Raw genomic sequence first — 24,455 nt, 5'->3', positions numbered from 1 at the left:
CACACTCCTGCCCGGCTCCAATGTCCGTTCGCGAGAATTCACGAGCGCGCAGGATCCGGGCGCGATGAGTACACCGACTTGACAGTGTACGCAACCCGTGTCGTGAGCCCCAAACGGGGGTGACTGTGTTAGTTGCCCCCTGTGCCCACCGATGGCGACTGCCTCCATCGTACGCCTGCGCCGACGTGCGTTTCGCCCCCTAATCGCGCTCCGGTGGGCCTGCGACCTGGCGCGTCTCGGCGGGGCGAGGTCTACCTGAAGGGGCGACCCTCAGGCGCCTTGTCGGCGGCACAGGCACTCGGCCGGGCAGCGGGCGGACTCGCGTTTAGCGGGCTAACCGCGCTCCGGCGCCCTGGCGACTTTAGCCCCCTAATCGCGCTCCCGGTGATCGCGATCAGGGGGCTAAACGCAGGTCGGGGGGCGTCGCGGTTAGCGGGCTAAACGCGATCCGGGCGGGCTGGGTCAGGCGTCTTCGGGGGCGGTCAGCACCCACGGGCCGTCATCGGTGATGGCGACGGTGTGCTCCCAGTGCGCGGCGCGTGAGCCGTCCGCGGTCACGACGGTCCACCCGTCGTCGAGCTCGACGGTCTCGCCGCCACCACCGGTCAGCATGGGTTCGATCGCGAGCGCCATCCCGGTCTTGAGCCGCGGGCCCTTGCCCGGCTTGCCCAGGTTCGGCAGGAACGGGTCCATGTGCATCTGGCGCCCGATGCCGTGACCGCCGTATTCGACGATCATCCCGTACTCGATGCCGTCTTCCCGGCTCGCCTTCTCGGCCGCGGTCTGCACGGCGTGCGAGATGTCGGTGAGCCGGCCACCGGACGACACCGCCGCGATCCCCGCCCACATCGCGGCCTCGGTGGCCGCCGAAAGCGCGAGATCCGCCTTCGACACCTCACCGATCGCGAGGGTGACAGCGGAGTCGCCGTGCCAGCCGTCGAGGATCGCGCCGCAGTCCACCGAGATGATGTCGCCCTCGTTCAGGGTCTGTGTCTTCGACGGGATGCCGTGGACGATCTGCTCGTTCACCGAGGCGCAGATCGACGCCGGGAAGCCGTGGTAGCCCTTGAACGAGGGCACCGCACCGGCGTCGCGGATCGTCTGCTCGGCGAGTTCGTCGAGATCGGCCGTCGTGGCCCCCGGCTTGGCGATCTCCCGCACCGCGGTGAGAGTACGCCAGACGACCAGTCCGGCGGCACGCATCGCCTGTAGCTCGCCAGGGGTCTTGAGTTCGATCATGCGCCCACGACGAAGTCGTTGCAGTACACGCAGTCCTCCGAGATTCACGTGCGGTCGCGCAGCGCTTCCAGCACGCGGGCGGAGATCTCTTCGACCGTGCCGACGCCGTCGACCGTGACGAGGATGTCCGCGTAGTACTCGAGCAGCGGAGCCGTCTCGGACACGTAGATCTGCTGACGACGACGGATGACGTCTTCGGTGTCGTCCGAGCGGCCGCGCGAAAGCAGCCGCTCGACGACGACGTCCTCCGAAACCTGGAGCTGGATGACCGCGTTGAGCTCGGTGTCGGCCTCGCCGAGGATTTCACCGAGGACATCGGCCTGCTTCGTGTTGCGCGGGAAGCCGTCCAGCAGGAACCCGACCTTGGCGTCCGGCTCGGCCAGGCGCTCGCGCACCATCTCGTTCGTGACCGAGTCAGGGACGAGTTCACCGGAATCCAGGTAGCGCTTGGCTTCCTGGCCCAGCGGCGTCTGCTCCCCCACGTGGGCGCGGAACAGATCGCCGGTCGAGATGTGCGGGATCCGGAGCTTCTCCGACAGTGCTACCGCCTGAGTACCTTTGCCCGCGCCAGGAGGGCCAACGAGAACCAGGCGCGTCACTTCAAGAACCCTTCGTAGTTACGTTGCATCAGCTGGCTTTCGATCTGCTTCACGGTGTCGAGACCGACACCGACCATGATCAGCACAGCCGTGCCACCGAACGGGAAGTTCTGGTTGTTCCCGCTGCCGGTGACGGACAGGAAGAAGTTCGGAAGGATCGCGATGATGCCCAGGTACAAAGAGCCCGGCAGAGTGATCCGGCCGAGGACGTAGCTGAGGTATTCCGCGGTGGGACGCCCCGGGCGGATACCCGGGATGAAGCCACCGAACTTCTTCATTTCTTCCGCACGCTCGTCCACGTTGAACGTGATCGTGATGTAGAAGTACGTGAAGAAGATGATCAACGCGAAGTACAGCAGGACGTGCGCCCAGCTGGACTGGTTGACGATGTAGTTCTGGATGAAGACCTGCCAGCCGGCGTTGCTGTTGGCGTCCCCGACAAGGCGGCTGATCAGGTCCGGCAGGTAGAGCAGCGACGAGGCGAAGATGACCGGGATGACACCGGCCTGGTTCACCTTGATCGGCAGGTAGGTCGAGGTTCCGCCGTACATGCGGCGGCCGATCATGCGCTTGGCGTACTGCACCGGGATCCGGCGCTGGCCCTGCTCGACGAAGATGACGCTGGCGATGATCACCAAGCCGAACACGCAGATCAGGGTGAAGACCACCGGGCCGGCGCTGCTGAGGATGTTGCCACCCTCGATCGGGATGCGGGCCGCGATGTTCAGGAAGATCAGCACGGACATGCCGTTGCCGACGCCGCGCTCGGTGATCAGCTCACCCAGCCACATCATGACGGCCGTACCGGCGGTCATCGTGACGACGATGATGGCCAGCGTGTAGACGCTGTTGTCCGGGATGATCGCGGTTTCACACTGCGGGAAGAGCTGCTTGCGGTCGGCGAGCGCCACCACACCGGTCGCCTGCAGGACCGCGAGAGCGATCGTCAGGTACCGGGTGTACTGGGTCAGCTTGCCCTGGCCGGCCTGGCCTTCCTTCTTCAGCTCCTCGAACCGCGGGATGACCACGGTGAGGAGCTGGACGATGATGCTCGCCGTGATGTACGGCATGATGCCGGTCGAGAACAGCGACAGCTGCAGTAGCGCACCACCGCTGAACAGGTTCAGCAGCTGATAGACGCCCTCCTGCGACCCAGTCTCCGTGCATTGCTGCACGGCGGAATAAGAGATGCCCGGGGCCGGGATGGTGGCACCGATTCGGTAAACCGCGACGATGGCTAGCGTGAACAGGATCTTCTTACGTAGATCCGGCGTCGCGAGAGCCGAGCGGAAGGCGCTGAGCACGCGGGGGACCTCCTCGGCGTCGTCGGCTGTCTTACCGACGATCGGCTTGGCCGGCCTGGGGCCGGCAGGAACACACAGCTTTCTGGCACAAGCCAGGAACGCTTCGGGGCACACTCGTCCCGAAGCGTGTCGCCGACTCTAACAGCTTCACAGGGCGTGTCCGCAGTGCGTGTGGGTTTTCCGAACGAAGGTTGGTCCACCAGGTTGATCGACTTCCGCTTCTTGCTTCGGAACCTTGACAGATCGCCCTGTCGTTCCCCACTTTCCGGCCGCACCGGAACGCACTTAGCCCGCTAAACGCGCTGTGATCAGGCACGAGGCTCAGGAGCTCGACGCAGCGAGGGCGCCCGCCATTCCGATGAGTACGACACCGGTGCCGCGATCGACGTTGCGAGTGGCGCGGCGGGACAGGCGAAGCGACTTCACGAGCGTGCCGACTCCGACATAAGTGGCGCCCGCGACGAATTCGGCCAGCAGATAAACGGCGCCGAGGATCGCGATCTGGGCAGAAAAGGAGCCGTGAGCTGCGTCGATGAACTGAGGCACGAACGCGGTGAAGATGAGGATCGCTTTCGGGTTCGTGATCGCGACGACGAATTCCTTCCTCGCGATCCGCAGCGCCGGTACGAGTTCAGCGCCTTGCGGTCCCGGGGCCACCGTCGTCCGTTCACCGCGGAAGGTCGACCACAGCAGCCGTCCGCCGATCCAGACCAGGTAGGCGACACCCGCCCACTTGATCACCGTGAGTGCAAGTTCGGAAGCGGCAAGGAGCTGTCCGAGCCCTGCGGCGACCGCCGCGATCAAGACCGTGAACGCGGCCAAACGGCCTAACAGGCCGACGAGCCCCTTCCACGCACCCTGCGTCATGCCGTGGTGCAGACCGAGCAGGTTGTTCGCCCCTGGCGTAAAAGCCACGAGCACCGCCGCACCGAAAAAGACCACCACCCAAGCCATCGGCCACCTCCTACCCCAGCGTATCGGCCGCCGCGAGCGCGTTTAGCGGGCTAATCGCGCTCCCTGGGGCCGGGATCCGGTGGGGGCGCGAAGGCCGAATAGTCCGGCGGGGGCGCGGGCCGCGGCTCCGGCGGGAGCACCGTGATGGAGATGCCGTCCTTCGGCGTGGGCATATCCGCGAAACTCTGGTCTCCACTCACCGGGATTCCGGCGTCTTCGACGCGCTGGCTCATGATCGCCGCCCCCGCTGAGGCGACGACCGCGGCGAAAAGAGCCCACATGCCCGCTTCGAGTGTGGTCGTCGCTTTGATGGACGCCCCGAGTCCTACGCCTACGGTCAGCATTCCGATAGTGGTCACGACGCCGACGAGAAACACCGCCGCGCTGGTGGCCAGCCATCGGTCGAGCGCGTTGCCCGGTCGTGAGTTGGCCATTCTCAAGCTGACGAGCAGCGCGGTGAGGAGCAAGGTGGCGGCGATGAGCAAGGGGACGCCGAGTGGTGCGGCCGCCTGCCGCGACGAAAGGCCTCCGTCGATGAACTCCGAGCCCCAAGCGCTCTGCACCGTCGTGAGCTGCTGGCTCCCCTCGACGTCGAAACGGTACTCCGAGCGGAAGAGCGGGAAGAAGCAGCCGACGAGAGTCAGGACCATCGCCAAAGCGGACAGGCCCGCCGCGACCAATCGGCGCGGCTCGGGCCGGTCATACCGCTCCGGAGCGCCCACTGGATCCGCGGGGCCCGGCACCGACACGACCGTCGGCGAAGCGTCCGGCTGGTGCTGAAAGGGCTGCGGATCCTGCCCGGAAGGTGTGTCCACCTCGTGATCCTTCCAGCTCCACCCCGCAGCCGCCACGCCCTTCGCCTGGGTGGACACGTCGACTTTCGCGGGCTAACCGCGATCTGGGACTTGGGCACCTGGGCGACCGCAGGATCACGGTTAGCCCGCGAAAGTCGACACGGGTGCGGAGGGCCGGCGCGGCTGGCAGATCGCGGTTAGGCGGCGAAAGTCGCCTGGGTGACCTGAGACGGTCTCGGCGCGCAGGTCGCGATTAGCCCGCGAAACGCAAGTCCGTGGGAGCGCCAGGGAGAAGGGACCGGATGACAGTTAGCCGCGAAAGTCGACATGGGCACCGGGCACCTGGGCGACCGCAGGATCGCGATCAGCCCGCGAAAGTCGACACGGTGGAGCCGAGCGAAGCGAAGGCGCGAGAGCGAAGCGAGCGCAAGCGAAAGGCCCGCCGTGGCGGAGCCAGGCGGGCCTTTCGGTGAAGCGAGCGAAGAGAGCTCAGAGCGTGGTGGCGGAGCCACCGGCGGCGGAGAGCTTCTCCTTGGCGGAGCCGGAGAAAGCATCGGCGGTGACGTCCAGCTTGACGCCGTTCAGGTCACCGTTGCCGAGCACCTTCACGAGCTTGTTCTTGCGAACAAGACCCTTCGCGACGAGCTCCTCGTTGCCGACCTTGCCACCCTCCGGGAAGACGCGGGCGATGTCGCCCAGGTTCACCGGCTGGTACTCGGTACGGAAGCGGTTCTTGAAGCCGCGAAGCTTCGGGAGCCGCATGTGGATGGGCATCTGCCCACCCTCGAAACCGGCGGGCACGTTCTTCCGGGCCTTGGTGCCCTTGGTACCGCGACCGGCGGTCTTGCCCTTCGAGCCTTCACCACGGCCGACGCGGATTTTGTCGCGCTTCGCGCCCGGAGCCGGACGAAGGTGGTGGATCTTGATGGCAGTCATGCCTTGACCTCCTCGACCTCCACCAGGTGGCGGACCGTGTGAATGAGGCCGCGAACCTGGGGGGTGTCTTCACGCACCACAGACTGCCGGATCTTGCGCAGCCCGAGGGTACGCAGCGATTCACGGTGGTTGTGCTTGGTGCCGATCTTGCTCTTGACCTGGGTCACCTTGAGCTGAGTCATGTCAGACCCCCTGACCCGCACGCTGGCGCAGCATCCGAGCCGGCGCGACGTCCTCGAGCGGGAGACCGCGGCGGGCCGCGACCTCTTCGGGACGCTGCAGACCCTTCAGGGCCGCCACGGTGGCGTGCACGATGTTGATCGCGTTGTCGGAGCCGAGCGACTTCGACAGCACGTCGTGGACACCCGCGCACTCCAGGACCGCGCGGACCGGACCACCGGCGATGACACCGGTACCGGCGGAAGCCGGACGCAGCAGCACGACACCGGCGGCTTCCTCACCCTGGATGGGGTGGGGAATGGTGCCGCCGACGCGGGGAACGCGGAAGAAGTTCTTCTTCGCTTCCTCGACGCCCTTGGCGATGGCCGCGGGAACTTCCTTGGCCTTGCCGTAGCCGACGCCGACCTGACCGTCGCCGTCACCGACGACCACCAGGGCGGTGAAGCTGAAGCGACGACCACCCTTGACGACCTTGGCGACGCGGTTGATCGTCACGACCTTCTCGAGGTGCGGGGTCTTGTCCTGGCCGGCCCCGCCACGACCGCTGTCGCGACGATCCCGGCCGCCACCACGACGTTCATTGCGGTCGTTGCCGCCCTGCCCGCCGGGTCCGCCCTGTCCGCCGCCGAATTGCCGTGTACGTCCCGGCATCAGGCTTTCCTTCCATTCACGAGCATCTGCATCAGAATTCCAACCCCGCTTCACGGGCGGCGTCAGCGAGAGCGGCGATGCGGCCGTGGTAAGCGTTACCGCCACGGTCGAACACCACGGTCGAGACACCGGCGTTCTTGGCGCGGTTGGCGACAAGCTCCCCGACCTTCGCGGCCTTGGCCTTCTTGTCGCCGTCGAGCGCGCGGACGTCCGCCTCGAGGGTGGACGCCGACGCCAGGGTCTTGCCGGCGAGGTCGTCGATCAGCTGCACGGCGATGTGCCGCGACGAACGCTTGACGACCAGGCGCGGACGCTGGTCCGTGCCGTTGATCTTCTTGCGAAGGCGGAAGTGCCGACGGGCCTTCGCGACGCGGCGGCGGGTCGAGATGTCCTTGCCGACCGGCTTGCGCTTCGTAGTCGTGTCGCTCATGATCACTTACCCGTCTTTCCGACCTTGCGGCGGATCTTCTCACCCTCGTAGCGCAGGCCCTTGCCCTTGTACGGGTCCGGGCGGCGCAGCTTGCGGATGACCGCGGCGATCTGGCCGACCTTCTGCTTGTCGATGCCCGAGACCGAGAACCGGGTGGGGGTCTCGACCTTGAAGGTGATGCCTTCCGGGGCCTCGATCTTCACCGGGTGGCTGTAGCCGAGAGCGAACTCGAGGTCCGAACCCTTGGCCTGCACCCGGTAACCGACACCGTGGATTTCGAGCTTCTTCTCGTAGCCCTCGGTCACACCGACGACGAGGTTGTTGACCAGCGTCCGGGTGAGACCGTGCAGGGCACGGCTGGTGCGCTCTTCGTCGGGCCGCTTCACCTGCAGCGTGCCGTCTTCGGCGCGCTCCACGGTGATCGGCTCGGCGATGGTGTGCTCAAGGGTGCCCTTGGGCCCCTTGACCTGAATGTGCTGACCATCGATGGTCACCTCGACCCCGGAGGGGACGGCGACCGGCAGCTTTCCGATGCGTGACATGTCTGTGCCCCCTTCCTTACCAGACGTAGGCGAGGACTTCGCCGCCCACGCTGTTGCGCTTGGCCTGACGGTCGGTCTGGAGGCCGGACGACGTCGAGATGATCGCGACGCCGAGGCCACCGAGAACCGACGGCAGTTCGGTCGATTTTGCGTAGACCCGCAGGCCGGGCTTCGACACGCGGCGAAGGCCGGCGATGCTGCGCTCACGGTTGGGGCCGTACTTCAGCTCCACGATGAGGTTCTTGTGCTTCTCGCCCGGCTCGTCGCGGTAGCCCGAAATGTAGCCCTCGCGCTTGAGGATCTCGGCGATGTTCGCCTTGATCTTCGAGTGGGGAAGCACGACCTCGTCGTGGTAAGCCGAGTTCGCGTTACGCAGACGGGTCAAGAAGTCTGCGATGGGGTCGGTCATCGTCATGGTGACCTGTCAACCTTTCTCGCCCTGGTTCCCTGTGCTAAAGCAGGGCCTGTGGCGAAGTGGGAGTTAAAAAAGACTCTTACCAGCTGGACTTGCGGACGCCGGGCAGCTCGCCCGCGTGTGCCATCTCGCGAAGGCAGATCCGGCAGAGTCCGAACTTGCGGAACACCGAGTGCGGGCGACCGCATCGCTGGCAGCGCGTGTAACCGCGAACCTTGAACTTCGGCGTCTTCGCGGCCTTGTGGACCAGTGCTTTCTTGGCCATCGACTCAGTTCTCCTTGAACGGGAAGCCGAGCTTGCGAAGCAGCGCGCGGCCCTCGTCGTCGGTGTTGGCGGTGGTGACGACAGTGACGTCCATACCGCGCGGGCGGTCGATGGCGTCCGGGTCGATCTCGTGGAACATCGACTGCTCGTTGAGACCGAACGTGTAGTTGCCGTTGCCGTCGAACTGCTTCGGCGAAAGTCCGCGGAAGTCGCGGATACGCGGAAGCGCGATGGTCAGCAGCCGGTCGAGGAACTCCCACATCCGGTCGCCGCGCAGCGTGACGCGCGCGCCGATCGGCTGGCCCTCACGCAGCTTGAACTGCGCGATGGACTTGCGGGCCTTGCGAACCTCGGGCTTCTGCCCGGTGATCGCGGCCAGGTCGCGGATGGCGCCTTCGATCAGCTTGCTGTCACGGGCGGCGTCTCCGACACCCATGTTCACGACGACCTTGACGACGCCCGGGATCTGGTGGACGTTCTCGAAGGAGAACTCCTCCTGGAGCTGTCCCTTGATCTCCTCGCGGTACCGCACCTTGAGGCGCGGGGCGATCTTCTCTGCGGTGGTCATGATCAGATGTCCTTACCGTTCCGGCGCGAGACCCGGACCTTCTTGCCGTCCTCGCCGATGCGGTAGCCGATGCGAGTCGGCTTGCCGTCGGAGTCGACGACCATCACGTTCGAGACGTGGATGGGCGCCTCCTGGGTGACGATGCCGCCGGACTGCGCGCCGCGCTGGGTCTGCGAGATCCGGGTGTGCTTCTTGATCCGGTTCACGCCTTCGACCAGCACGCGCTCGCGCTCGGGGTAGGCCTGGATGACCTTGCCCTTGGCACCCTTGTCCTTGCCGGCGATGACGACGACCGTGTCGCCCTTCTTCACCTTCATGCTCTACAACACCTCCGGCGCGAGCGAAATGATCTTCATGAACTTTCGGTCGCGCAGCTCGCGGCCCACCGGGCCGAAGATGCGGGTGCCGCGGGGCTCATTGTCGTTCTTGATGAGCACAGCAGCGTTCTCGTCGAAGCGGATGTAAGAACCGTCCGGACGACGGCGCTCCTTGCGCGTGCGAACGATGACGGCCTTGACGACGTCACCCTTCTTCACGCCGGCGGCCGGCATGGCGTCCTTCACGGTGGCGACGATGATGTCGCCGATACCCGCGTAGCGCCGCCCGGAACCACCGAGAACGCGGATGCAAAGGATTTCCTTCGCGCCCGTGTTGTCGGCAACCCGAAGCCGCGACTCCTGCTGGATCACGTCTACTCCTGTATGTCGCGCTGGTTCTCGCGTTGAACCGCGAGCCTTGCGGAACTAAGGGACTCAAAAAGAGCCCTACTTACTTGGCCTTCTCCACGATCTGCACCAGACGCCAGCGCTTGGTCGCCGACAGCGGGCGGGTCTCCATCAGGGTGACCCGGTCGCCGACGCCCGCCTCGTTGTTCTCGTCGTGCACCTTGACCTTGCTGGTGCTGCGGAGAACCTTGGCGTAACGACGGTGCTTCTTGCGGTCTTCGAGCTCGACCACGATCGTCTTGTTCATCTTGTCCGAGACGACGTAACCCTCACGGACCTTGCGGTCGTTACGGGGGGCCGCCTCAGCGTTGGGCTGCTCGCTCATGCGGCACCTTCACTCTCGGCGTCAGGGGAAACGGACAGGCCGAGTTCACGCTCGCGCATGACCGTGTAGATCCGCGCGATGTCCGTACGGACGATGCGCAGACGGCGGTTGTTGTCGAGCTGTCCGGTCGCCATCTGGAAACGGAGGTTGAAGAGCTCCTCCTTGTATTCCTTCAGACGCAGAACGAGCTCTTCCGCGGTGAGCTCACGCAGCTCCGATGCCTGGGCAGCACCTGCCTTCGCCATCAGAACTCACCACCTTCACGGGTCACGATGCGGCACTTCATGGGCAGCTTGTGGATCGCGCGACGGAGCGCCTCACGGGCGGTCTCCTCGTTCGGGAACGAGATCTCGAACATCACGCGGCCCGGCTTCACGTTGGCGATCCACCACTCGGGCGAACCCTTACCGGAACCCATGCGGGTTTCCGCCGGCTTTTTGGTCAGCGGGCGGTCCGGGTAGATGGTCGTCCACACCTTGCCACCACGCTTGATGTGACGCGTCATGGCGATACGAGCGGACTCGATCTGCCGGTTGGTCACGTAGCTGTGCTCAAGCGCCTGGATGCCGTACTCGCCGAAGCTCACATTCGTACCGCCCTTGGCGGCACCGTGGCGCTTCGGGGAGTGCTGCTTCCGGTGCTTGACCCTGCGCGGGATGAGCACGTGTCAGCCCTCCGTCTTTTCTGCAGTCTCAGCAGCCGGGGCCTCGGTGGCCGCGGGGGCGGTGTCGTCGCTCTTGGCGGCGGCAGCAGCCCGGCCGGCTTCGGTCGAGGTCGGCGTCGTGCCCGACGCACCGGAACGGCGCGGACGGGACGGACGGTCACCACGGTCACGGCGCGGGGCACGCTCGGCGGCCGCGGCGGCGTCACGCGCCTCCCTGGCCTTGAGACCACCCACGAGTTCGCCCTTGTAGATCCACACCTTCACGCCGATGCGACCGAACGTCGTCTTGGCCTCGAAGAAGCCGTAGTCGATGTCGGCACGCAGCGTGTGCAGCGGGACGCGGCCATCGCGGTAGTGCTCGGAGCGGGACATCTCGGCACCGCCGAGACGACCGCCGCACTGCACGCGGATGCCCTTGACCTGCGGCGAACGCATGGAGGTCTGGATCGCCTTGCGCATCGCGCGGCGGAACGCCACACGGTTGCTCAGCTGCTCCGCGACACCCTGAGCGACGAGCTGGGCGTCGGCCTCGGGGTTCTTGACCTCGAGGATGTTCAGCTGGACCTGCTTGGCGGTCAGCTTCTCCAGCGCGCCGCGGATGCGGTCGGCCTCCGCGCCGCGACGGCCGATGACGATGCCCGGCCGGGCGGTGTGGATGTCGACGCGGACCCGGTCACGGGTGCGCTCGATCTCGACCTTGGAGATCCCGGCGCGCTCCATGCCCGTGGACAGCAGCTTCCGGATCTTGACGTCCTCGGCCACGTACTCCGCGTACTGCTTGTCGGCGTACCAACGCGACTTCCAGTCCGTGGTGATACCCAGGCGGAAGCCGTGCGGGTTGATCTTCTGGCCCACTACCGGCCACCTGCCTTCTTCTTGCCCTGTGCCTTCTTGGCCTCGGCCTTCGGACGCGACTCCACCTCGACGGTGATGTGGCTGGTCCGCTTGCGAATCCGGTACGCGCGGCCTTGGGCCCGCGGACGGATACGCTTGAGGGTCGGGCCCTCGTCGGCGTAGGCGTTCTTGACCCAGAGGGTGTCCGGGTCGAGATCGAGGTTGTTCTCGGCGTTGGCCACGGCGCTGGCGAGCACCTTCGCGACCGGCTCGCTTGCCGCCTGCGGGGCGAACTGGAGCACGGCCAAGGCGTCGGCGGCGCTACGTCCCTTGATCAGCTCGATCACCCGGCGCACCTTGGTAGGCGAGTCCCGGACGAAGCGAGCCCGCGCGTAAGCCGTCGGCAAAGCCTCGGCCACGTCGTTCTGGGCGTTCATCGCTAGCTTCCTTGTTCTCTCGTGCCCGCTCAGCGGCGGCGCGACTTGCGGTCGTCCTTGATGTGGCCCTTGAAGGTCCGAGTCGGTGCGAATTCGCCCAACTTGTGACCCACCATCGCCTCGGTGACGAACACCGGGACGTGCTTGCGGCCGTCGTGCACCGCGATCGTGTGTCCCAGGAAGTCCGGGATGATCGTGGAGCGGCGCGACCAGGTCTTGATCACGGTCTTCTTGCCCGACTCGTTGAGAACGTCCACCTTCTTGAGCAGGTGGTCGTCCACGAAGGGGCCCTTTTTGAGGCTACGTGGCATGTTCTTCTACCTCCCTGCTCAGCGCTTCTTGCCGGTACGCCGGCGGCGGACGATCATGGAGTCGGAAGCCTTGCGGCGGCGGGTGCGGCCTTCGGGCTTTCCGTTCGGGTTCACCGGGTGGCGACCACCGGAGGTCTTACCCTCACCACCACCGTGCGGGTGGTCGACCGGGTTCATGACGACACCACGGACGGTGGGACGCTTGCCGCGCCAGCGGTTACGACCCGCCTTGCCCCAGTTGATGTTGGAGTGGTCGGAGTTGCCGACCTCGCCGATGGTGGCGCGGTTGCGCACGTCGACGTTGCGGATCTCGCCCGACGGGAGACGAAGCTGGGCGTAAGGCCCGTCCTTCGCCACCAGCTGCACCTTGGCACCGGCGGACCGCGCCATCTTCGCGCCGCCACCGGGGCGGAGCTCGATCGCGTGGATCACGGTGCCGACCGGGATGTTGCGCAGCGGCAGGTTGTTACCCGGCTTGATGTCGGCGCGGGGGCCGTTCTCAACCGTGTCACCCTGCTTGAGCTTCTCCGGGGCGATGATGTAGCGCTTCTCGCCGTCGGCGTAGTGCAGGAGCGCGATACGAGCGGACCGGTTGGGGTCGTACTCGATGTGCGCGACCTTGGCGGGAACGCCGTCCTTGTCGTTCCGGCGGAAGTCGATCAGCCGGTACGCACGCTTGTGGCCACCGCCCTTGTGGCGGGTGGTGATCTTGCCGCTGGAGTTACGGCCGCCGGTCTTGCTCAGCGGACGCAGCAGCGACTTCTCCGGGGTGGACCGAGTGATCTCGGCGAAGTCGGAGACGCTGGAACCGCGACGACCCGGGGTCGTCGGCTTGTACTTGCGGATGCCCATGTGTCAGCTCAGTCCTTTACGCGGTGGGTCCGCCGAAGATCTCGATCGGCTTGCTTTCAGCCGAAAGAGTCACGATGGCGCGCTTGGTGTCCTTGCGCTTGCCGAAGCCGGCGCGAGTCCGCTTACGCTTGCCCTGGCGGTTGAGGGTGTTGACACTGACCACCTTGACGCCGAACACCTTCTCGACCGCGATCTTGATCTGGGTCTTGTTGGCGTCCGGGCGAACCACGAACGTGTACTTGTGGTCTTCAAGCAGTCCGTAGGACTTCTCGGAGATCACCGGCGCGAGCAAGATGTCGCGAGGATCGGCGATGGCGATAGCACTCACTGCTCGTCACTCCCTTCCGAAACCTCGCTCGACCGCGCCGAGGCCTTGACGCCCTTGCCCCTGACGGGACCGGCGACGAACACGTCGTAAGCGGCCTTGGTGAACACCACGTCGTCGTTGACCAACACGTCGTAGGTGTTGAGCTGGTCGGGCGTGATGATGTGGACCTCGGCCAGGTTGCGCACGGAGTTCCAGCTCAGCTCGTCGTCGCGGTGCAGCACCACGAGAACGCGCTTGGCCTGGGTCACCGCGGCGATGGCGGCCTTGGCGGCTTTGGTGGACGGCTTCTCGCCGGTCACCAGTTCGGTGACGACGTGCAGCTGTCCGGCGCGGGCCCGGTCGGAGAGGGCGCCACGGAGCGCGGCGGCCTTCATCTTCTTCGGGGTCCGCTGGGTGTAGTCACGCGGCGTGGGGCCGTGGACGACGCCACCACCGGTGAACTGCGGCGCACGGGTCGAACCCTGGCGGGCGCGGCCGGTGCCCTTCTGGCGGTACGGCTTCTTGCCACCACCGCGGACTTCACCGCGGGTCTTGGTGTCATGCGTGCCCTGGCGAGCGGCGGCCAGCTGGCCCACCACGACCTGGTGCATGAGGGGCACGTTGGCCTGCACGTCGAAGATCTCCGAGGGGAGCTCGACCGTGCCGTCGGCTTTACCGGCCGGGGTCTTCAGCTCGACGCTGGTCATGATCAGTTACCACCCTTCGCGGCGCTGCGCACGAACAGCAGGCCGCCCTTGGGACCGGGCACGGCGCCCTTGATCAGCAGCAGGCCGTCCTCGGCACGCACGGCGTGCACGGTCAGGTTCTGCGTGGTGACCCGGTCGTTGCCCATCCGGCCCGCCATGCGCAGGCCCTTGAAGACACGGCCCGGGGTGGCACAGCCACCGATCGAGCCGGGCTTGCGGTGCACGGCCTGAGCACCGTGGCTCGCGCCCTGGCCCTTGAAGCCGTGACGCTTCATGACACCGGCGTAGCCCTTGCCCTTGCTGGTACCGGTCACGTCGACCTCGATACCGGCCTCGAACACCTCAGCGGTGATCTCCTGGCCGACCTCGTAGGTCTCGGCGTCGGTGGTACGCAGCTCCGCAAGGAAACGACGCGGGGTCACGCTCGCCTTGTCGAAGTGGCCGGTGCGCGGCTTGTTGACCCGGCGCGGGTCGACCGCGCCGAAAGCCAGCTGCACGGCCTTGTAGCCGTCGGTTTCCTGGGTCCGAACCTGGGTGACCACGTTCGGACCGGCCTGGACGACGGTCACCGGGACGACCCGGTTGTTCTCGTCGAAGACCTGGGTCATGCCGAGCTTGGTGCCCAGGATGCCCTTCACTTGCCTGTCAGACATGAGTCTCTTACTCTCCGCCGCTCGCCAGCCGCTACTGGATGTTGACGTCGACGCTCGCCGGCAGGTCGATGCGCATGAGCGCGTCGACCGTCTTCGGCGTCGGGTCGAGGATGTCGATCAGACGCTTGTGCGTGCGCATCTCGAAGTGCTCGCGCGAGTCCTTGTACTTGTGCGGCGAGCGGATGACGCAGTAAACGTTCTTCTCGGTGGGCAGCGGCACCGGCCCGACAACACGGGCGCCGGTGCGCGTGACCGTCTCGACGATCTTGCGCGCCGAGGTGTCGATCGCCTCGTGGTCGTAGGCCTTGAGCCGGATGCGGATCTTCTGTCCCGCCATGGTGGCTGCGTTCCTTGTCGTCTCGTGCCGCTTTGTCTCTTCAAACCCCGGCGGGGCCGGAGTTCTCGCAGTTCAACGGCCCTGTCCCCGGTCCACGCGGTCGGGCGTGTCGCGCCCGACGCACAGACGGATCCCGCGGGATCGTCGTCTTGCTGGTCTTCCTCATGTGAGGAGGCAGTGATCCGGCCATGCCGTCTCAACCGCCGCGCCCGCTGGCCTCACCCGAAGGAAGAGCTCCACGGACCGTGGCCGCTCATACCAGGGCGGCCGGAACCCGCGCGTCAAATGACTTGCAAGGTTCGGCCGCCCCAGGACGAGCAACCTGAATAGTGTCGCACACGTGATTTGACGCCTTGAACCCGGGGGTGTATCAGACCCCCGGGTGGCGTTGAATCACTTGATGATCTTGGTGACCTGGCCGGCGCCGACGGTCCGTCCACCCTCGCGGATGGCGAAACGCAGGCCCTCGTCCATGGCGACCGGCTGGATCAGCACAACGCTGATGTCCGTGTTGTCGCCCGGCATGACCATCTCGGTGCCCTCCTTGAGGGTCACCACGCCGGTCACGTCCGTCGTGCGGAAGTAGAACTGGGGGCGGTAGTTGTTGAAGAACGGGGTGTGACGACCACCCTCGTCCTTCGACAGGATGTAGACCGAGCCCTCGAACTCCGTGTGCGGGGTGGTGGTACCCGGCTTCACGACGACCTGGCCGCGCTCGACGTCCTCGCGCTTGATACCGCGGACCAGCAGACCGACGTTGTCGCCGGCCTCACCCTGGTCGAGCAGCTTGCGGAACATCTCGACACCGGTGACGGTGGTCTTGGTCGACTTCTCCTTGATGCCGACGATCTCGACCTCTTCGTTCACGTTGACGCGGCCACGCTCGATACGGCCGGTCACGACCGTGCCACGGCCGGTGATCGTGAAGACGTCTTCGATCGGCATCAGGAACGGCTTGTCGAGCTCACGCACCGGGTCCGGCACGTTCTCGTCGACGGCCGCCATGAGCTCGAGAACACTCTCGCCCCACTTGGCGTCGCCCTCGAGGGCCTTCAGGCCGGAGACCTTGACGACCGGAGCGTCGTCACCCGGGAAGTCCTGGGAAGACAGCAGCTCGCGGACCTCGAGCTCGACGAGCTCCAGGATCTCTTCGTCGTCGACCATGTCGGCCTTGTTCAGCGCGACCACGATGTAAGGCACGCCGACCTGCTTCGCGAGCAGCACGTGCTCACGGGTCTGCGGCATCGGGCCGTCGGTCGCCGCGACCACGAGGATCGCGCCGTCCATCTGCGCCGCACCGGTGATCATGTTCTTGATGTAGTCCGCGTGACCGGGGGCGTCCACGTGGGCGTAGTGACGCTTCTCGGTCTGGTACTCGACGTGCGAGATGTTGATCGTGATGCCGCGCTGCTTCTCTTCCGGCGCGTTGTCGATCTGGTCGAACGCCGACGCCGTGTTCAGCTCGGGGTACTTGTCGTGCAGAACCTTGGTGATCGCCGCGGTCAGAGTGGTCTTACCGTGGTCGACGTGACCGATGGTCCCGATGTTGACGTGCGGCTTGGTCCGCTCGAATTTCGCCTTCGCCACTGGAATGTCCTCCTGGACTTTTTTGCTTACTCACCGGCCAACGTGGCTGTCGTCGGACGGAGATTCGTTTCTCGGTGGGTGCTGCGGACGGTCAGGAGTGTCCCTTATGCCCGCGGACGGACGGGAACTACTCCCCCGTCGCCTTCGCGATGATTTCCTTGGCGACGTTCGCGGGAACCTCGGCGTAGGAATCGAACACCATGGAGTAGTTGGCACGTCCCTGGGTACGCGACCGCAGGTCACCGACGTAACCGAACATCTCCGACAGCGGGACCAGTGCCTTGACGACACGGGTACCGGCGCGCTCCTCCATGGCCTGGATCTGGCCACGGCGGGAGTTGAGGTCGCCGATCACATCGCCCATGTAGTCCTCGGGCGTGGTGACCTCGACGGCCATCAGCGGCTCGAGGATGACCGGACCGGCCTTCTTCGCGGCTTCCTTCATCGCCATGGAACCGGCGATCTTGAAGGCCATTTCCGAAGAGTCGACCTCGTGGTACGCGCCGTCCAACAAGGTGAACTTCAACCCGACGAGCGGGTAGCCGGCCAGCACGCCGTACTGCATGGCGTCCTGTGCGCCCGCGTCGACCGACGGGATGTACTCCCGCGGCACGCGACCACCGGTGACCTTGTTGTCGAACTCGTAGAGGGCACCGTCGGTGGACTCGAGCGGCTCGAGTTTGACGATGACCTTCGCGAACTGACCGGAACCACCGGTCTGCTTCTTGTGCACGTAGTCGAGCTTCTCGACCGTCTTGCGCACCGTCTCGCGGTAGGCGACCTGCGGCTTACCGATGTTCGCCTCGACCTTGTAGTCGGACTTCATCCGGTTGACCAGCACCTCGAGGTGCAGCTCGCCCATACCGGCGATGATCGTCTGGCCGGTGTCCTCGTCCAGGTTGACCTGGAACGTCGGGTCCTCTTCGGCCAGCTTCTGGATCGCCAGGGAGAGCTTCTCCTGGTCGGCCTTGGTCTTCGGCTCGATCGCGACGCGGATGACCGGCGCCGGGAACGTCATCGACTCGAGGACGACCGGGTTCTGCGGGTCGGCGAGGGTGTCACCGGTGGTGGTGTCCTTCAGGCCGATGACCGCGTAGATGTGGCCGGCCTGGGCCTCGTCGACCGGGTTCTCCTTGTTGGAGTGCATCTGGAAGAGCTTCCCGATGCGCTCCTTGCGCTCCTTGGTCGCGTTGATCAGCTGCGCGCCGGCGGAGACCTTGCCCGAGTACACCCGGATGTAGGTCAGCTTGCCGAAGAACGGGTGCGCGGCGATCTTGAACGCCAGAGCGGAGAACGGCTCCTCGGTCGACGGCTTGCGCGACACGACGGTCTCACCGTCGGGCAGCGTGCCTTCGACGGCGGGGACGTCGAGCGGCGACGGAAGGTAGTCGATGACCGCGTCGAGCATGGGCTGAACGCCCTTGTTCTTGAAGGCGGAACCGGTGAGCACCGGGTACGCCTCGCGGTCGACGGTGAGCTTCCGGATACCGGCCTTGATCTCGGCCTCGGTCAGCTCCTCACCCTCGAGGAACTTCTCCATGAGGGCGTCGTCCGCCTCGGCGACGGTCTCGACGAGCTTCTCCCGGTACTCGGCCGCCTTGTCGGCGAGCTCGGCCGGGATCTCCTCGACGGCGTAGTCCTCACCCTTCTGGACCTCGCCGCGCCAGGTCAGCGCCTTCATGCGGACGAGGTCGACGACGCCTTCGAATTCGCTCTCGGCGCCGATCGGCAGCTGGATGACCAGCGGGCGGGCGCCGAGGCGCTCCTCGATGGTGCGGACGGTGAAGTAGAAGTCCGCACCGAGCTTGTCCATCTTGTTGACGAAGCAGATACGAGGAACCTCGTACTTGTCCGCCTGACGCCAGACCTGCTCGGACTGCGGCTCGACACCTTCCTTGCCGTCGAAGACGGCGACGGCACCATCGAGCACGCGCAGCGATCGCTCCACCTCGACGGTGAAGTCGACGTGCCCCGGGGTGTCGATGATGTTGATCTGGTGATCGGCCCAGAAGGTGGTGGTGGCAGCCGAGGTGATGGTGATACCCCGCTTCTGCTCCTCCTCCATCCAGTCCATGGTGGCGGCGCCATCGTGGACTTCACCGATCTTGTAGTTGACCCCGGTGTAGAACAGGATCCGCTCGGTGGTGGTGGTCTTACCGGCGTCGATGTGGGCCATGATGCCGATGTTGCGGACCTTGTTCAGGTCGGTCAGCACGTCACGTGCCACGAGAGTGTTCCCCTGTCTCAAAATTGGGGCCCGGCAAGGCTTGGATCGGCAGCCGGGCGGTCATCACCAGCGGTAGTGCGCGAAGGCCTTGTTGGACTCGGCCATCTTGTGCGTGTCCTCGCGCCGCTTCACGCTCGCGCCGAGGCCGTTGCTCGCGTCGAGCAGCTCGTTCTGCAGGCGCTCGATCATGGTCTTCTCACGGCGAGCCGCGGAGAAGGAGACCAGCCAGCGAAGCGCAAGGGTGGTGGAGCGGCCCGGCTTGACCTCGATCGGCACCTGGTAGGTGGCGCCACCGACACGACGGCTCTTCACCTCGATGGTGGGCTTCACGTTGTCGAGGGCGCGCTTCAGCGTGACGACCGGGTCGGTGCCGGTCTTCTCGCGAGCACCTTCGAGGGCGCCGTAGACGATGCGCTCGGCCAGGGACCGCTTGCCGTCCTTCAGCACCTTGTTCACCAGCTGGGTGACCAGCGGGGATGCGTAGACGGGGTCAGAGATCAGCGGCCGCTTCGGCGCCGGACCCTTGCGAGGCATTAGCTCTTCTCCTTCTTCGCGCCGTACCGGCTGCGCGCCTGCTTACGGTTCTTGACACCTTGGGTGTCGAGCGAACCGCGGATGATCTTGTAACGGACACCCGGCAGGTCCTTCACACGACCACCACGCACGAGCACCATCGAGTGCTCCTGCAGGTTGTGGCCTTCACCGGGAATGTAGGCGGTGACCTCGATGCCGCTGGTCAACTTCACACGAGCGACCTTGCGAAGCGCCGAGTTCGGCTTCTTGGGGGTTGTGGTGTACACGCGAGTGCACACGCCACGCCGCTGCGGGCTCCCCTTGAGGGCCGCGGTCTTCTGCTTGGCAGCCTTGTCCTGGCGGCCCTTACGGACCAGCTGCTGGATCGTGGGCAATGGACCAGCTTTCTGTTCGCGATCTTGCTACTACGTGTCTGTCTCCGGCCCCCGCGGTCGGGCGTGTCGGCCCGCGTCACGGTCTTTCGACCGGTAACTTCCCGTAGGGATTTTCCGTCGGATCCCGTGTGGGCGAAGCCTTCGAACCGGATGCCTGAGCACCCCGTTCACACCGCACGGCACACGGGACGGCCCGACGCCTGCCGGGCACGGTCTCCAAAGATACCCGCCCACTTCAGGGGCGACCAAATCGGGGGGTCGATAACTATATCGTGCCGGGCGTCGCGCCGCGGCCACCCTGATGAAACGGCGTTTCGGCCGCTTTCTTCACCCATGCCCCCGCCACCACCCACAACGGAGGCGCCGCGCGCCCAGCCGTCACTCTTCGTCCGGCTTGGCGTGGTCGGGCCTGCCCGGGTTCGGGTCCCGGCCGAGGTCGATCAGCGGGTGCACGGGCGCACCCTCCGGCGCCGCGTGGCTCCCCCGCCTCGGCTCCTCCACGCTTTCCTGCTGTTCGGCGTCCACGACGCCTCCCCTCGCTGTGCTGCTTGTCGCCGTAACTCGGCGAACCACGCTACCTATTCCCCTAACGGGTGAGCCGGATGGATCCGGGAAGCACACCATCGCGTCAAACCGGTGAATAGGTCACGATGACACCGGTCACAGCGTCGACGGGCGTGGTTCCAGGTGGCGCATCGCACTCGCACGGGGAGGCTCCATGGCAGCCGAGTTCGACCAGCTGGTCGCGGAATTCGAGAAGTTCCAGTCCAAGCTCCAGAACGTCGACGATCGCTTCGCGAACATCGGCGGGATGCAGGACGAGCTGAGCAGACTCGAGGCGACGGCGACATCACCCGACCGTTCGGTGACCGTGGTGGCGGGCCCCGGCGGCGCCATCATGGACGTCCGGTTCACCGAGGAGGCCCTCCGACAGCGTCCCGAAGGCCTCTCGGCCGCGCTGATGTCGACCATTCAGCAGGCCGTGGCCGCATCGGCCCGCAAGCAGGCCACCATCGTCGAAGAACACCTGGGCGACGACCTCAACCTCGTCGACCAGGTGCTGGAGACCCAGGCCGAGCTGTTCGGGACCACGGTCGAGGACTTGAAGGCGCAGATGACGGAGGACGCGCCCGCCCGGGGACGGGCCGAGCAGCCCGACGACTACGCCGAGCGCTCGGTCCTGCGGTCCGAAACCGAACCTCAGCAGCAGCCCACCCCGCCCCCGGCCGGCGGCTCCGACGGCGACCGTTTCCTGAAGAACCTGTTCGACGAAGACGACCGCTGAGCCGAGCGCCTTCAGCGGGCTGAACGCGATTTGAAGGGCTCCGGGAACCGGGGGTGGCGCTTCCGGGTCCAAGGGGCCGATCACGACGATCCGCACCGGATGGTGCTTGAGGAGGGGTCACTGATGGGCGAGGGGCACGCGGTGGTCATCAGCGCTCTGCGCACTTACTCGGGCAAGCTCGCGCAGGACGTCCGGGTCCCGGCCGAGGTGGGGCGGCTGGTGCGGCAGTCCGACGTCGGTGAGGAATCGTGGGGTGTGGTCGGCCTGTTCGTGAAGAACGAATACACGGAGATGTGCACCGACCTGCAGGATCTGCTGATCGAGATGTCGGCGGGGTTGACCGCGGCGTCGGAAAAGCTCGGCAACGCGGCCACCATCTACGAGCGCAACGAAGAGGACAACGTCAAATCGCTCAACGAGATCCTCAAGATGCTCGAGCAGCCGGCGCGGTCGCGGACACCGCAAATCGGACCGGCCAAGTAACGAGGGGGCACGATCGTGGCCGACCAGAAGATCACCGGCGAGCACACCGGGATCCAGATCAACGACTACAACCCGGACGTCGTCCGCACGGACAAGATGCTGACGTCGCTGCCCGGTCCGCTCGGCAGCGGGGTCAGCACCTTCAACACGGTCAAGAGCGCGACCGCGGACGGCTTCCAGGCGAGCGACATCGGCACCATCGCCGCCAGCGGGGCCGGCTTCGTCAGCTCCTGCGTCGGCGTCGCGGACATCGCGAGCGATCCGATCGGCTGGCTGGTCGGCCAGGGGCTCAGCTTCCTGATGAACGTGTGCCAGCCGATCCAGGACGCCATCCACATGGTCAGCGGCGACGGTCCGGCGTTGTCGAACGCGGCGAGCAACTTCAACAACATCGGTGTCTGGCTGCAGAAGTACAGCAAGGAATTCGGCGACAACGCGGTGAAGTCACTGTCCCAATGGGACGGTGACGCGGCGAACGCGGCCGGCGAGAAGCTGGCGAAGTTCGGGCAGGGCATCGACGGGATCGCGGCGCAGGCGGGGGACATCGCGCAACTGCTGCAGATCTCCAGCATGGTGATGACGGTGATCGAGGAGTTCATCAAGGCGATCCTCACCGAGTTCATCACCTGGCTGATCATGATCTGGATCCCCGCCCTGGCCGCGGCCGTCCCGACCTGTGGCGGCTCGACGGCGACGGCGGGCGGGCTGACGGCCACCCGCGCGGTCTCCACGACGTCGAAGGTGCAGAAGTTCCTGAACAAGCTTCGCCAGCTGCTCGACAAGATCAAGCAGTTCCTTGGCAAGCTCAAGGAGTTCTTCGGCAAGTGGAAGGGCAACTACAAGGAGCTGATGGCACACAACAAGTCCACCGCGCAGCTGGCGGCCGGGCCGGGCGCTTCCGCGTGGGGCAAGTTCGCCTCGAAGGACGGCGCCATGGGCGGCAGGCTCGCGGACGGCTTCGGCGAGCGGATGACGTCGGCCACGAAGAAGGCCGCGTTGAACACCGTCGGACTCGGCAAGGCCACGAATCCGGACGGCAGCTGGAAAACGCCGGAGACCGGAAGGGAAAAGGGCGAGGTCGCGGCGGGTGTCACCGGGAAGGTCGGCACGTACACCTCGGGCGGGATCAAAGCAGGCGAGTACGGTTCCGTGGGTGATGACGAGCAGTCCACCGAAGAGGCCAGCGAAAATCTGGACTTCTGAGCCGTGACCGGGTGGATCGTCGCCATCACCGCCGTGGCGTTGCCCCTCGGGCTGGCCGCCTGGTGGATCGCCGCCGGAGCGGCGAAGAAACGTGGACTGGCCAAGCTGGCCAAGGCACGGGGCTGGGACTTCTTCAGCGGCGCCCGGCTCGGGCACGGCGCCTCGGGCGGACGGCACGAGCAGGCGGTCCGGGGCCGGGCGCCCGCCCCCTTGCGGCGGACCGGCGAGTCGATCGACCAGGCGGTGGTGGGTACCCACCGGGGAATACCCTTCGGCGTCTACCGGTACCACCTGCCGGGTGCCGGGTTCCGTCAAGACGGCACCCGGGAGTCCGGTTCGCTGCGGACCGTCGTGCACGTCGAGGTGGGTGCGCACCTGCCCGACTGCACGCTCTCGATCAGCGGGTCCGAAGTGGACTGTTCGAATCCCGGCTTCGTGCTGCGTTCCGAGGTCCGGGATTGGCTGCTGCGAAACGTGAGCCGGTGCCGCGAGTTCCATACCTCCGGCCGGACGGTGGCGGTGGTGCCGAAATCATTGCCGAGTGGGCCACAGCTTCTGCGCACCTTGGACTACCTGGCCGACGTCGCCGACCAGGTACCCCTCAATCGCGGTTAGCGGGCTAAACGCGATCCGGCACGGCCGGGGCCAGGGACTTCGCGAAGTAGTGGTGCGCGTAGGGGTCGTCGTTGAAGGGCTCGACAGTCTCGTAGCCGAGGCGTGCGTACAGGGCCCTCGCCTCGACGAGGTCGTCGCGAGTGTCAAGGCGGATCAGCGTGGCCCCGAGGCCGCGAGCGACGTCTTCGGCGGCGGCCACGAGCAGCGCCGCGCCGCCCTTGCCGCGCTCGGACTTCCGCAGGAAGACGCGCTTGAGTTCGGTGATCTCGGGCGCGACGACCCGGAGCCCGGCGCAGCCTGCCAGCACCCCGTCGCGCCGCGCGAGGAGGAAGGCACCAGTGGGCGAGACCATGTCCCGGCTGTGCTGCTCCTCGAGCAGGTCGTCGAGCTCCTCTTCGGTGACCTGACGCTCGTAGTAGCGCGACGCGATCTCGTCCAGGTACTCGCGCAGCAACAGGGCCGCGTCCGGGTGGTCGACGGGGGTCACTTCGAAGCTCCAGCTCATGTCTTCATGATCCCTACCCCGGCCAGCGAATTTCTCCGGCCCCGGATCGCGATTAGGGGGCGAAAGTCGACATGGGGGCGGGGTCAGGAGGGGGCCAGGCGGCCGGCGCAGGTGGCGACCTCGCCGGGGGTGGACTTCTGTGCCGTGACGACGGCGCCGCCCACGGCCACCCGGCATTCGACAGCGCCCTCGCCCTGCCCCATCAGCTGGACGGTCGGCGGTGTGCCGGTGTTCCGCCACGTGAGTTCCTTGCGCCACGGCAGCGTCACCTGCAGCTCCTGGTGCACGAGCCCCAGCCCGTTCGAGTCGTAGACCACGGTCGCGGTCCCCGTCCCGACGAGTTCGTACGCGATCTGCCAGTCGTTCGACACCGGCTGCCGCGCCTGGCTGAGCGTCCGCGTGATCGTGCGGTCCGGTTCCCGCGACGGCGCGGCGTCGGTGGGTTCGTCGACGACGGCCACGGTCTCGGCCGGTGGTTCCTCGCCGCCGTTGAGCAGCACCACGCAGGTCGCGAGCGCGGCCACCACGATCCCCGCGATGGCGATGCGCCCGATCAGTTGTCTGTCGGCCATCGGTTCTCCTCACCGAAAGCGGCGGCGCGGCCCGGGAGCCG

The 24,455-nt window shown here is 66.3% G+C and carries 37 protein-coding genes; 4 read left to right on the top strand and 33 right to left on the bottom strand.

Annotation, left to right across the window (positions count from 1 at the left end):
* Positions 1 to 462 precede the first annotated feature (462 nt).
* From map to ACZ54P_RS06480, 31 genes are all read right to left on the bottom strand, one after another.
* Complete coding sequence (gene map / locus ACZ54P_RS06630) at positions 463 to 1,239, bottom strand: type I methionyl aminopeptidase (RefSeq protein WP_465460531.1); 777 nt, start codon at positions 1,237 to 1,239, stop codon at positions 463 to 465.
* 44 nt (positions 1,240 to 1,283) lie between these two features.
* Complete coding sequence (locus tag ACZ54P_RS06625; RefSeq protein ID WP_465460530.1) at positions 1,284 to 1,838, bottom strand: adenylate kinase; 555 nt, start codon at positions 1,836 to 1,838, stop codon at positions 1,284 to 1,286.
* Positions 1,835 to 3,142 (bottom strand): preprotein translocase subunit SecY, encoded by a 1,308-nt coding sequence (secY, locus tag ACZ54P_RS06620; protein ID WP_465460529.1) that lies wholly within the window; start codon positions 3,140 to 3,142, stop codon positions 1,835 to 1,837. Before secY ends, ACZ54P_RS06625 begins: the two co-directional genes overlap by 4 nt.
* A 321-nt stretch (positions 3,143 to 3,463) precedes the next feature.
* Positions 3,464 to 4,096 carry a LysE family translocator gene (locus ACZ54P_RS06615; RefSeq protein WP_465460528.1) on the bottom strand — a complete coding sequence of 211 codons (633 nt, stop codon included), beginning with the start codon at positions 4,094 to 4,096 and terminating at the stop codon, positions 3,464 to 3,466.
* A gap of 50 nt (positions 4,097 to 4,146) precedes the next feature.
* Positions 4,147 to 4,911 carry a hypothetical protein gene (locus ACZ54P_RS06610; RefSeq protein WP_465460527.1) on the bottom strand — a complete coding sequence of 255 codons (765 nt, stop codon included), beginning with the start codon at positions 4,909 to 4,911 and terminating at the stop codon, positions 4,147 to 4,149.
* A gap of 468 nt (positions 4,912 to 5,379) precedes the next feature.
* Positions 5,380 to 5,826 carry a 50S ribosomal protein L15 gene (rplO, locus tag ACZ54P_RS06605; protein ID WP_037314680.1) on the bottom strand — a complete coding sequence of 149 codons (447 nt, stop codon included), beginning with the start codon at positions 5,824 to 5,826 and terminating at the stop codon, positions 5,380 to 5,382.
* A complete protein-coding gene (gene rpmD, locus ACZ54P_RS06600; protein WP_076163011.1) occupies positions 5,823 to 6,008 on the bottom strand; it encodes a 50S ribosomal protein L30 in 186 nt (61 codons plus the stop codon). The genes rplO and rpmD overlap by 4 nt, the downstream gene beginning before the upstream one ends.
* A gap of 1 nt (position 6,009) precedes the next feature.
* Positions 6,010 to 6,657, bottom strand: coding sequence for a 30S ribosomal protein S5 (rpsE, locus tag ACZ54P_RS06595; protein WP_076163010.1), 648 nt, complete (start codon positions 6,655 to 6,657; stop codon positions 6,010 to 6,012).
* A gap of 31 nt (positions 6,658 to 6,688) precedes the next feature.
* On the bottom strand, positions 6,689 to 7,087 hold the full coding sequence (rplR, locus tag ACZ54P_RS06590) for a 50S ribosomal protein L18 (RefSeq protein ID WP_037314970.1): 399 nt from the start codon (positions 7,085 to 7,087) through the stop codon (positions 6,689 to 6,691).
* Between the two features lie 2 nt (positions 7,088 to 7,089).
* Complete coding sequence (gene rplF / locus ACZ54P_RS06585) at positions 7,090 to 7,629, bottom strand: 50S ribosomal protein L6 (protein ID WP_037314677.1); 540 nt, start codon at positions 7,627 to 7,629, stop codon at positions 7,090 to 7,092.
* 16 nt (positions 7,630 to 7,645) lie between these two features.
* Positions 7,646 to 8,044: a 30S ribosomal protein S8 gene (rpsH, locus tag ACZ54P_RS06580; RefSeq protein ID WP_005166791.1), complete on the bottom strand. Its 399-nt coding sequence runs from the start codon at positions 8,042 to 8,044 to the stop codon at positions 7,646 to 7,648.
* Positions 8,045 to 8,123: 79 nt separating this feature from the next.
* Positions 8,124 to 8,309, bottom strand: coding sequence for a type Z 30S ribosomal protein S14 (locus ACZ54P_RS06575; protein ID WP_005166789.1), 186 nt, complete (start codon positions 8,307 to 8,309; stop codon positions 8,124 to 8,126).
* A gap of 4 nt (positions 8,310 to 8,313) precedes the next feature.
* Positions 8,314 to 8,877 (bottom strand): 50S ribosomal protein L5, encoded by a 564-nt coding sequence (gene rplE, locus ACZ54P_RS06570; RefSeq protein ID WP_061979954.1) that lies wholly within the window; start codon positions 8,875 to 8,877, stop codon positions 8,314 to 8,316.
* A 2-nt stretch (positions 8,878 to 8,879) separates the two neighbouring features.
* Positions 8,880 to 9,194 carry a 50S ribosomal protein L24 gene (gene rplX, locus ACZ54P_RS06565; RefSeq protein ID WP_037314671.1) on the bottom strand — a complete coding sequence of 105 codons (315 nt, stop codon included), beginning with the start codon at positions 9,192 to 9,194 and terminating at the stop codon, positions 8,880 to 8,882.
* Positions 9,195 to 9,197: 3 nt separating this feature from the next.
* Positions 9,198 to 9,566, bottom strand: coding sequence for a 50S ribosomal protein L14 (gene rplN, locus ACZ54P_RS06560; protein ID WP_005166785.1), 369 nt, complete (start codon positions 9,564 to 9,566; stop codon positions 9,198 to 9,200).
* Between the two features lie 79 nt (positions 9,567 to 9,645).
* Positions 9,646 to 9,927, bottom strand: a complete 282-nt coding sequence (gene rpsQ, locus ACZ54P_RS06555) for a 30S ribosomal protein S17 (protein WP_007031041.1) — start codon at positions 9,925 to 9,927, stop codon at positions 9,646 to 9,648.
* A complete protein-coding gene (gene rpmC, locus ACZ54P_RS06550; RefSeq protein ID WP_061979955.1) occupies positions 9,924 to 10,172 on the bottom strand; it encodes a 50S ribosomal protein L29 in 249 nt (82 codons plus the stop codon). Before rpmC ends, rpsQ begins: the two co-directional genes overlap by 4 nt.
* On the bottom strand, positions 10,172 to 10,591 hold the full coding sequence (gene rplP / locus ACZ54P_RS06545) for a 50S ribosomal protein L16 (protein WP_061979956.1): 420 nt from the start codon (positions 10,589 to 10,591) through the stop codon (positions 10,172 to 10,174). Before rplP ends, rpmC begins: the two co-directional genes overlap by 1 nt.
* Positions 10,592 to 10,594: 3 nt before the next feature.
* Complete coding sequence (rpsC, locus tag ACZ54P_RS06540; protein WP_061979957.1) at positions 10,595 to 11,446, bottom strand: 30S ribosomal protein S3; 852 nt, start codon at positions 11,444 to 11,446, stop codon at positions 10,595 to 10,597.
* Positions 11,446 to 11,862 carry a 50S ribosomal protein L22 gene (gene rplV / locus ACZ54P_RS06535; protein WP_005166780.1) on the bottom strand — a complete coding sequence of 139 codons (417 nt, stop codon included), beginning with the start codon at positions 11,860 to 11,862 and terminating at the stop codon, positions 11,446 to 11,448. Before rplV ends, rpsC begins: the two co-directional genes overlap by 1 nt.
* 29 nt (positions 11,863 to 11,891) lie before the next feature.
* On the bottom strand, positions 11,892 to 12,173 hold the full coding sequence (gene rpsS, locus ACZ54P_RS06530) for a 30S ribosomal protein S19 (protein ID WP_026468892.1): 282 nt from the start codon (positions 12,171 to 12,173) through the stop codon (positions 11,892 to 11,894).
* Positions 12,174 to 12,191: 18 nt separating this feature from the next.
* Positions 12,192 to 13,025 (bottom strand): 50S ribosomal protein L2, encoded by an 834-nt coding sequence (rplB, locus tag ACZ54P_RS06525; protein ID WP_465460526.1) that lies wholly within the window; start codon positions 13,023 to 13,025, stop codon positions 12,192 to 12,194.
* Positions 13,026 to 13,041: 16 nt separating this feature from the next.
* Positions 13,042 to 13,353 carry a 50S ribosomal protein L23 gene (gene rplW / locus ACZ54P_RS06520; RefSeq protein ID WP_378238597.1) on the bottom strand — a complete coding sequence of 104 codons (312 nt, stop codon included), beginning with the start codon at positions 13,351 to 13,353 and terminating at the stop codon, positions 13,042 to 13,044.
* Positions 13,350 to 14,039, bottom strand: a complete 690-nt coding sequence (gene rplD / locus ACZ54P_RS06515; protein ID WP_465460525.1) for a 50S ribosomal protein L4 — start codon at positions 14,037 to 14,039, stop codon at positions 13,350 to 13,352. The genes rplW and rplD overlap by 4 nt, the downstream gene beginning before the upstream one ends.
* Before the next feature lie 2 nt (positions 14,040 to 14,041).
* On the bottom strand, positions 14,042 to 14,692 hold the full coding sequence (gene rplC, locus ACZ54P_RS06510; protein WP_061979959.1) for a 50S ribosomal protein L3: 651 nt from the start codon (positions 14,690 to 14,692) through the stop codon (positions 14,042 to 14,044).
* Between the two features lie 31 nt (positions 14,693 to 14,723).
* Positions 14,724 to 15,029: a 30S ribosomal protein S10 gene (gene rpsJ / locus ACZ54P_RS06505; protein ID WP_003102098.1), complete on the bottom strand. Its 306-nt coding sequence runs from the start codon at positions 15,027 to 15,029 to the stop codon at positions 14,724 to 14,726.
* Between the two features lie 393 nt (positions 15,030 to 15,422).
* Positions 15,423 to 16,616: an elongation factor Tu gene (tuf, locus tag ACZ54P_RS06500; RefSeq protein WP_465460524.1), complete on the bottom strand. Its 1,194-nt coding sequence runs from the start codon at positions 16,614 to 16,616 to the stop codon at positions 15,423 to 15,425.
* A 127-nt stretch (positions 16,617 to 16,743) separates the two neighbouring features.
* Positions 16,744 to 18,843: an elongation factor G gene (gene fusA, locus ACZ54P_RS06495; RefSeq protein ID WP_465460523.1), complete on the bottom strand. Its 2,100-nt coding sequence runs from the start codon at positions 18,841 to 18,843 to the stop codon at positions 16,744 to 16,746.
* Between the two features lie 63 nt (positions 18,844 to 18,906).
* Entirely contained in the window at positions 18,907 to 19,377 is a 471-nt protein-coding gene (rpsG, locus tag ACZ54P_RS06490) for a 30S ribosomal protein S7 (RefSeq protein ID WP_005166770.1), read from the bottom strand.
* On the bottom strand, positions 19,377 to 19,751 hold the full coding sequence (rpsL, locus tag ACZ54P_RS06485) for a 30S ribosomal protein S12 (RefSeq protein WP_003102113.1): 375 nt from the start codon (positions 19,749 to 19,751) through the stop codon (positions 19,377 to 19,379). The genes rpsG and rpsL overlap by 1 nt, the downstream gene beginning before the upstream one ends.
* 378 nt (positions 19,752 to 20,129) lie before the next feature.
* Positions 20,130 to 20,276 carry a hypothetical protein gene (locus ACZ54P_RS06480; RefSeq protein WP_167386361.1) on the bottom strand — a complete coding sequence of 49 codons (147 nt, stop codon included), beginning with the start codon at positions 20,274 to 20,276 and terminating at the stop codon, positions 20,130 to 20,132.
* A gap of 193 nt (positions 20,277 to 20,469) precedes the next feature.
* Between ACZ54P_RS06480 and ACZ54P_RS06475 the strand changes: the two genes are divergently transcribed.
* From ACZ54P_RS06475 to ACZ54P_RS06460, 4 genes are all read left to right on the top strand, one after another.
* Entirely contained in the window at positions 20,470 to 21,036 is a 567-nt protein-coding gene (locus ACZ54P_RS06475) for a YbaB/EbfC family nucleoid-associated protein (protein WP_465460522.1), read from the top strand.
* Positions 21,037 to 21,159: 123 nt separating this feature from the next.
* Positions 21,160 to 21,519, top strand: coding sequence for a hypothetical protein (locus ACZ54P_RS06470; RefSeq protein ID WP_465460521.1), 360 nt, complete (start codon positions 21,160 to 21,162; stop codon positions 21,517 to 21,519).
* A 15-nt stretch (positions 21,520 to 21,534) separates the two neighbouring features.
* On the top strand, positions 21,535 to 22,722 hold the full coding sequence (locus tag ACZ54P_RS06465; RefSeq protein WP_465460520.1) for a hypothetical protein: 1,188 nt from the start codon (positions 21,535 to 21,537) through the stop codon (positions 22,720 to 22,722).
* A 3-nt stretch (positions 22,723 to 22,725) separates the two neighbouring features.
* Entirely contained in the window at positions 22,726 to 23,337 is a 612-nt protein-coding gene (locus ACZ54P_RS06460) for a hypothetical protein (protein WP_465460519.1), read from the top strand.
* A 4-nt stretch (positions 23,338 to 23,341) separates the two neighbouring features.
* Here the strand turns inward: ACZ54P_RS06460 and ACZ54P_RS06455 are convergent, their stop codons facing one another.
* Together ACZ54P_RS06455 and ACZ54P_RS06450 are read right to left on the bottom strand one after the other, a co-directional pair.
* Positions 23,342 to 23,842 (bottom strand): GNAT family N-acetyltransferase, encoded by a 501-nt coding sequence (locus ACZ54P_RS06455; RefSeq protein WP_465460518.1) that lies wholly within the window; start codon positions 23,840 to 23,842, stop codon positions 23,342 to 23,344.
* A gap of 83 nt (positions 23,843 to 23,925) precedes the next feature.
* The gene (locus tag ACZ54P_RS06450) at positions 23,926 to 24,414 is read right to left on the bottom strand and encodes a hypothetical protein (protein ID WP_465460517.1); all 489 of its coding nucleotides are present in this window, start codon (positions 24,412 to 24,414) and stop codon (positions 23,926 to 23,928) included.
* Positions 24,415 to 24,455 lie beyond the last annotated feature (41 nt).

The organism is Amycolatopsis sp. NPDC034160 (assembly GCF_055575355.1).
Note: the sequence above shows the minus strand (reverse complement) of the source record. Positions and strands in the feature narration are given on the sequence as shown.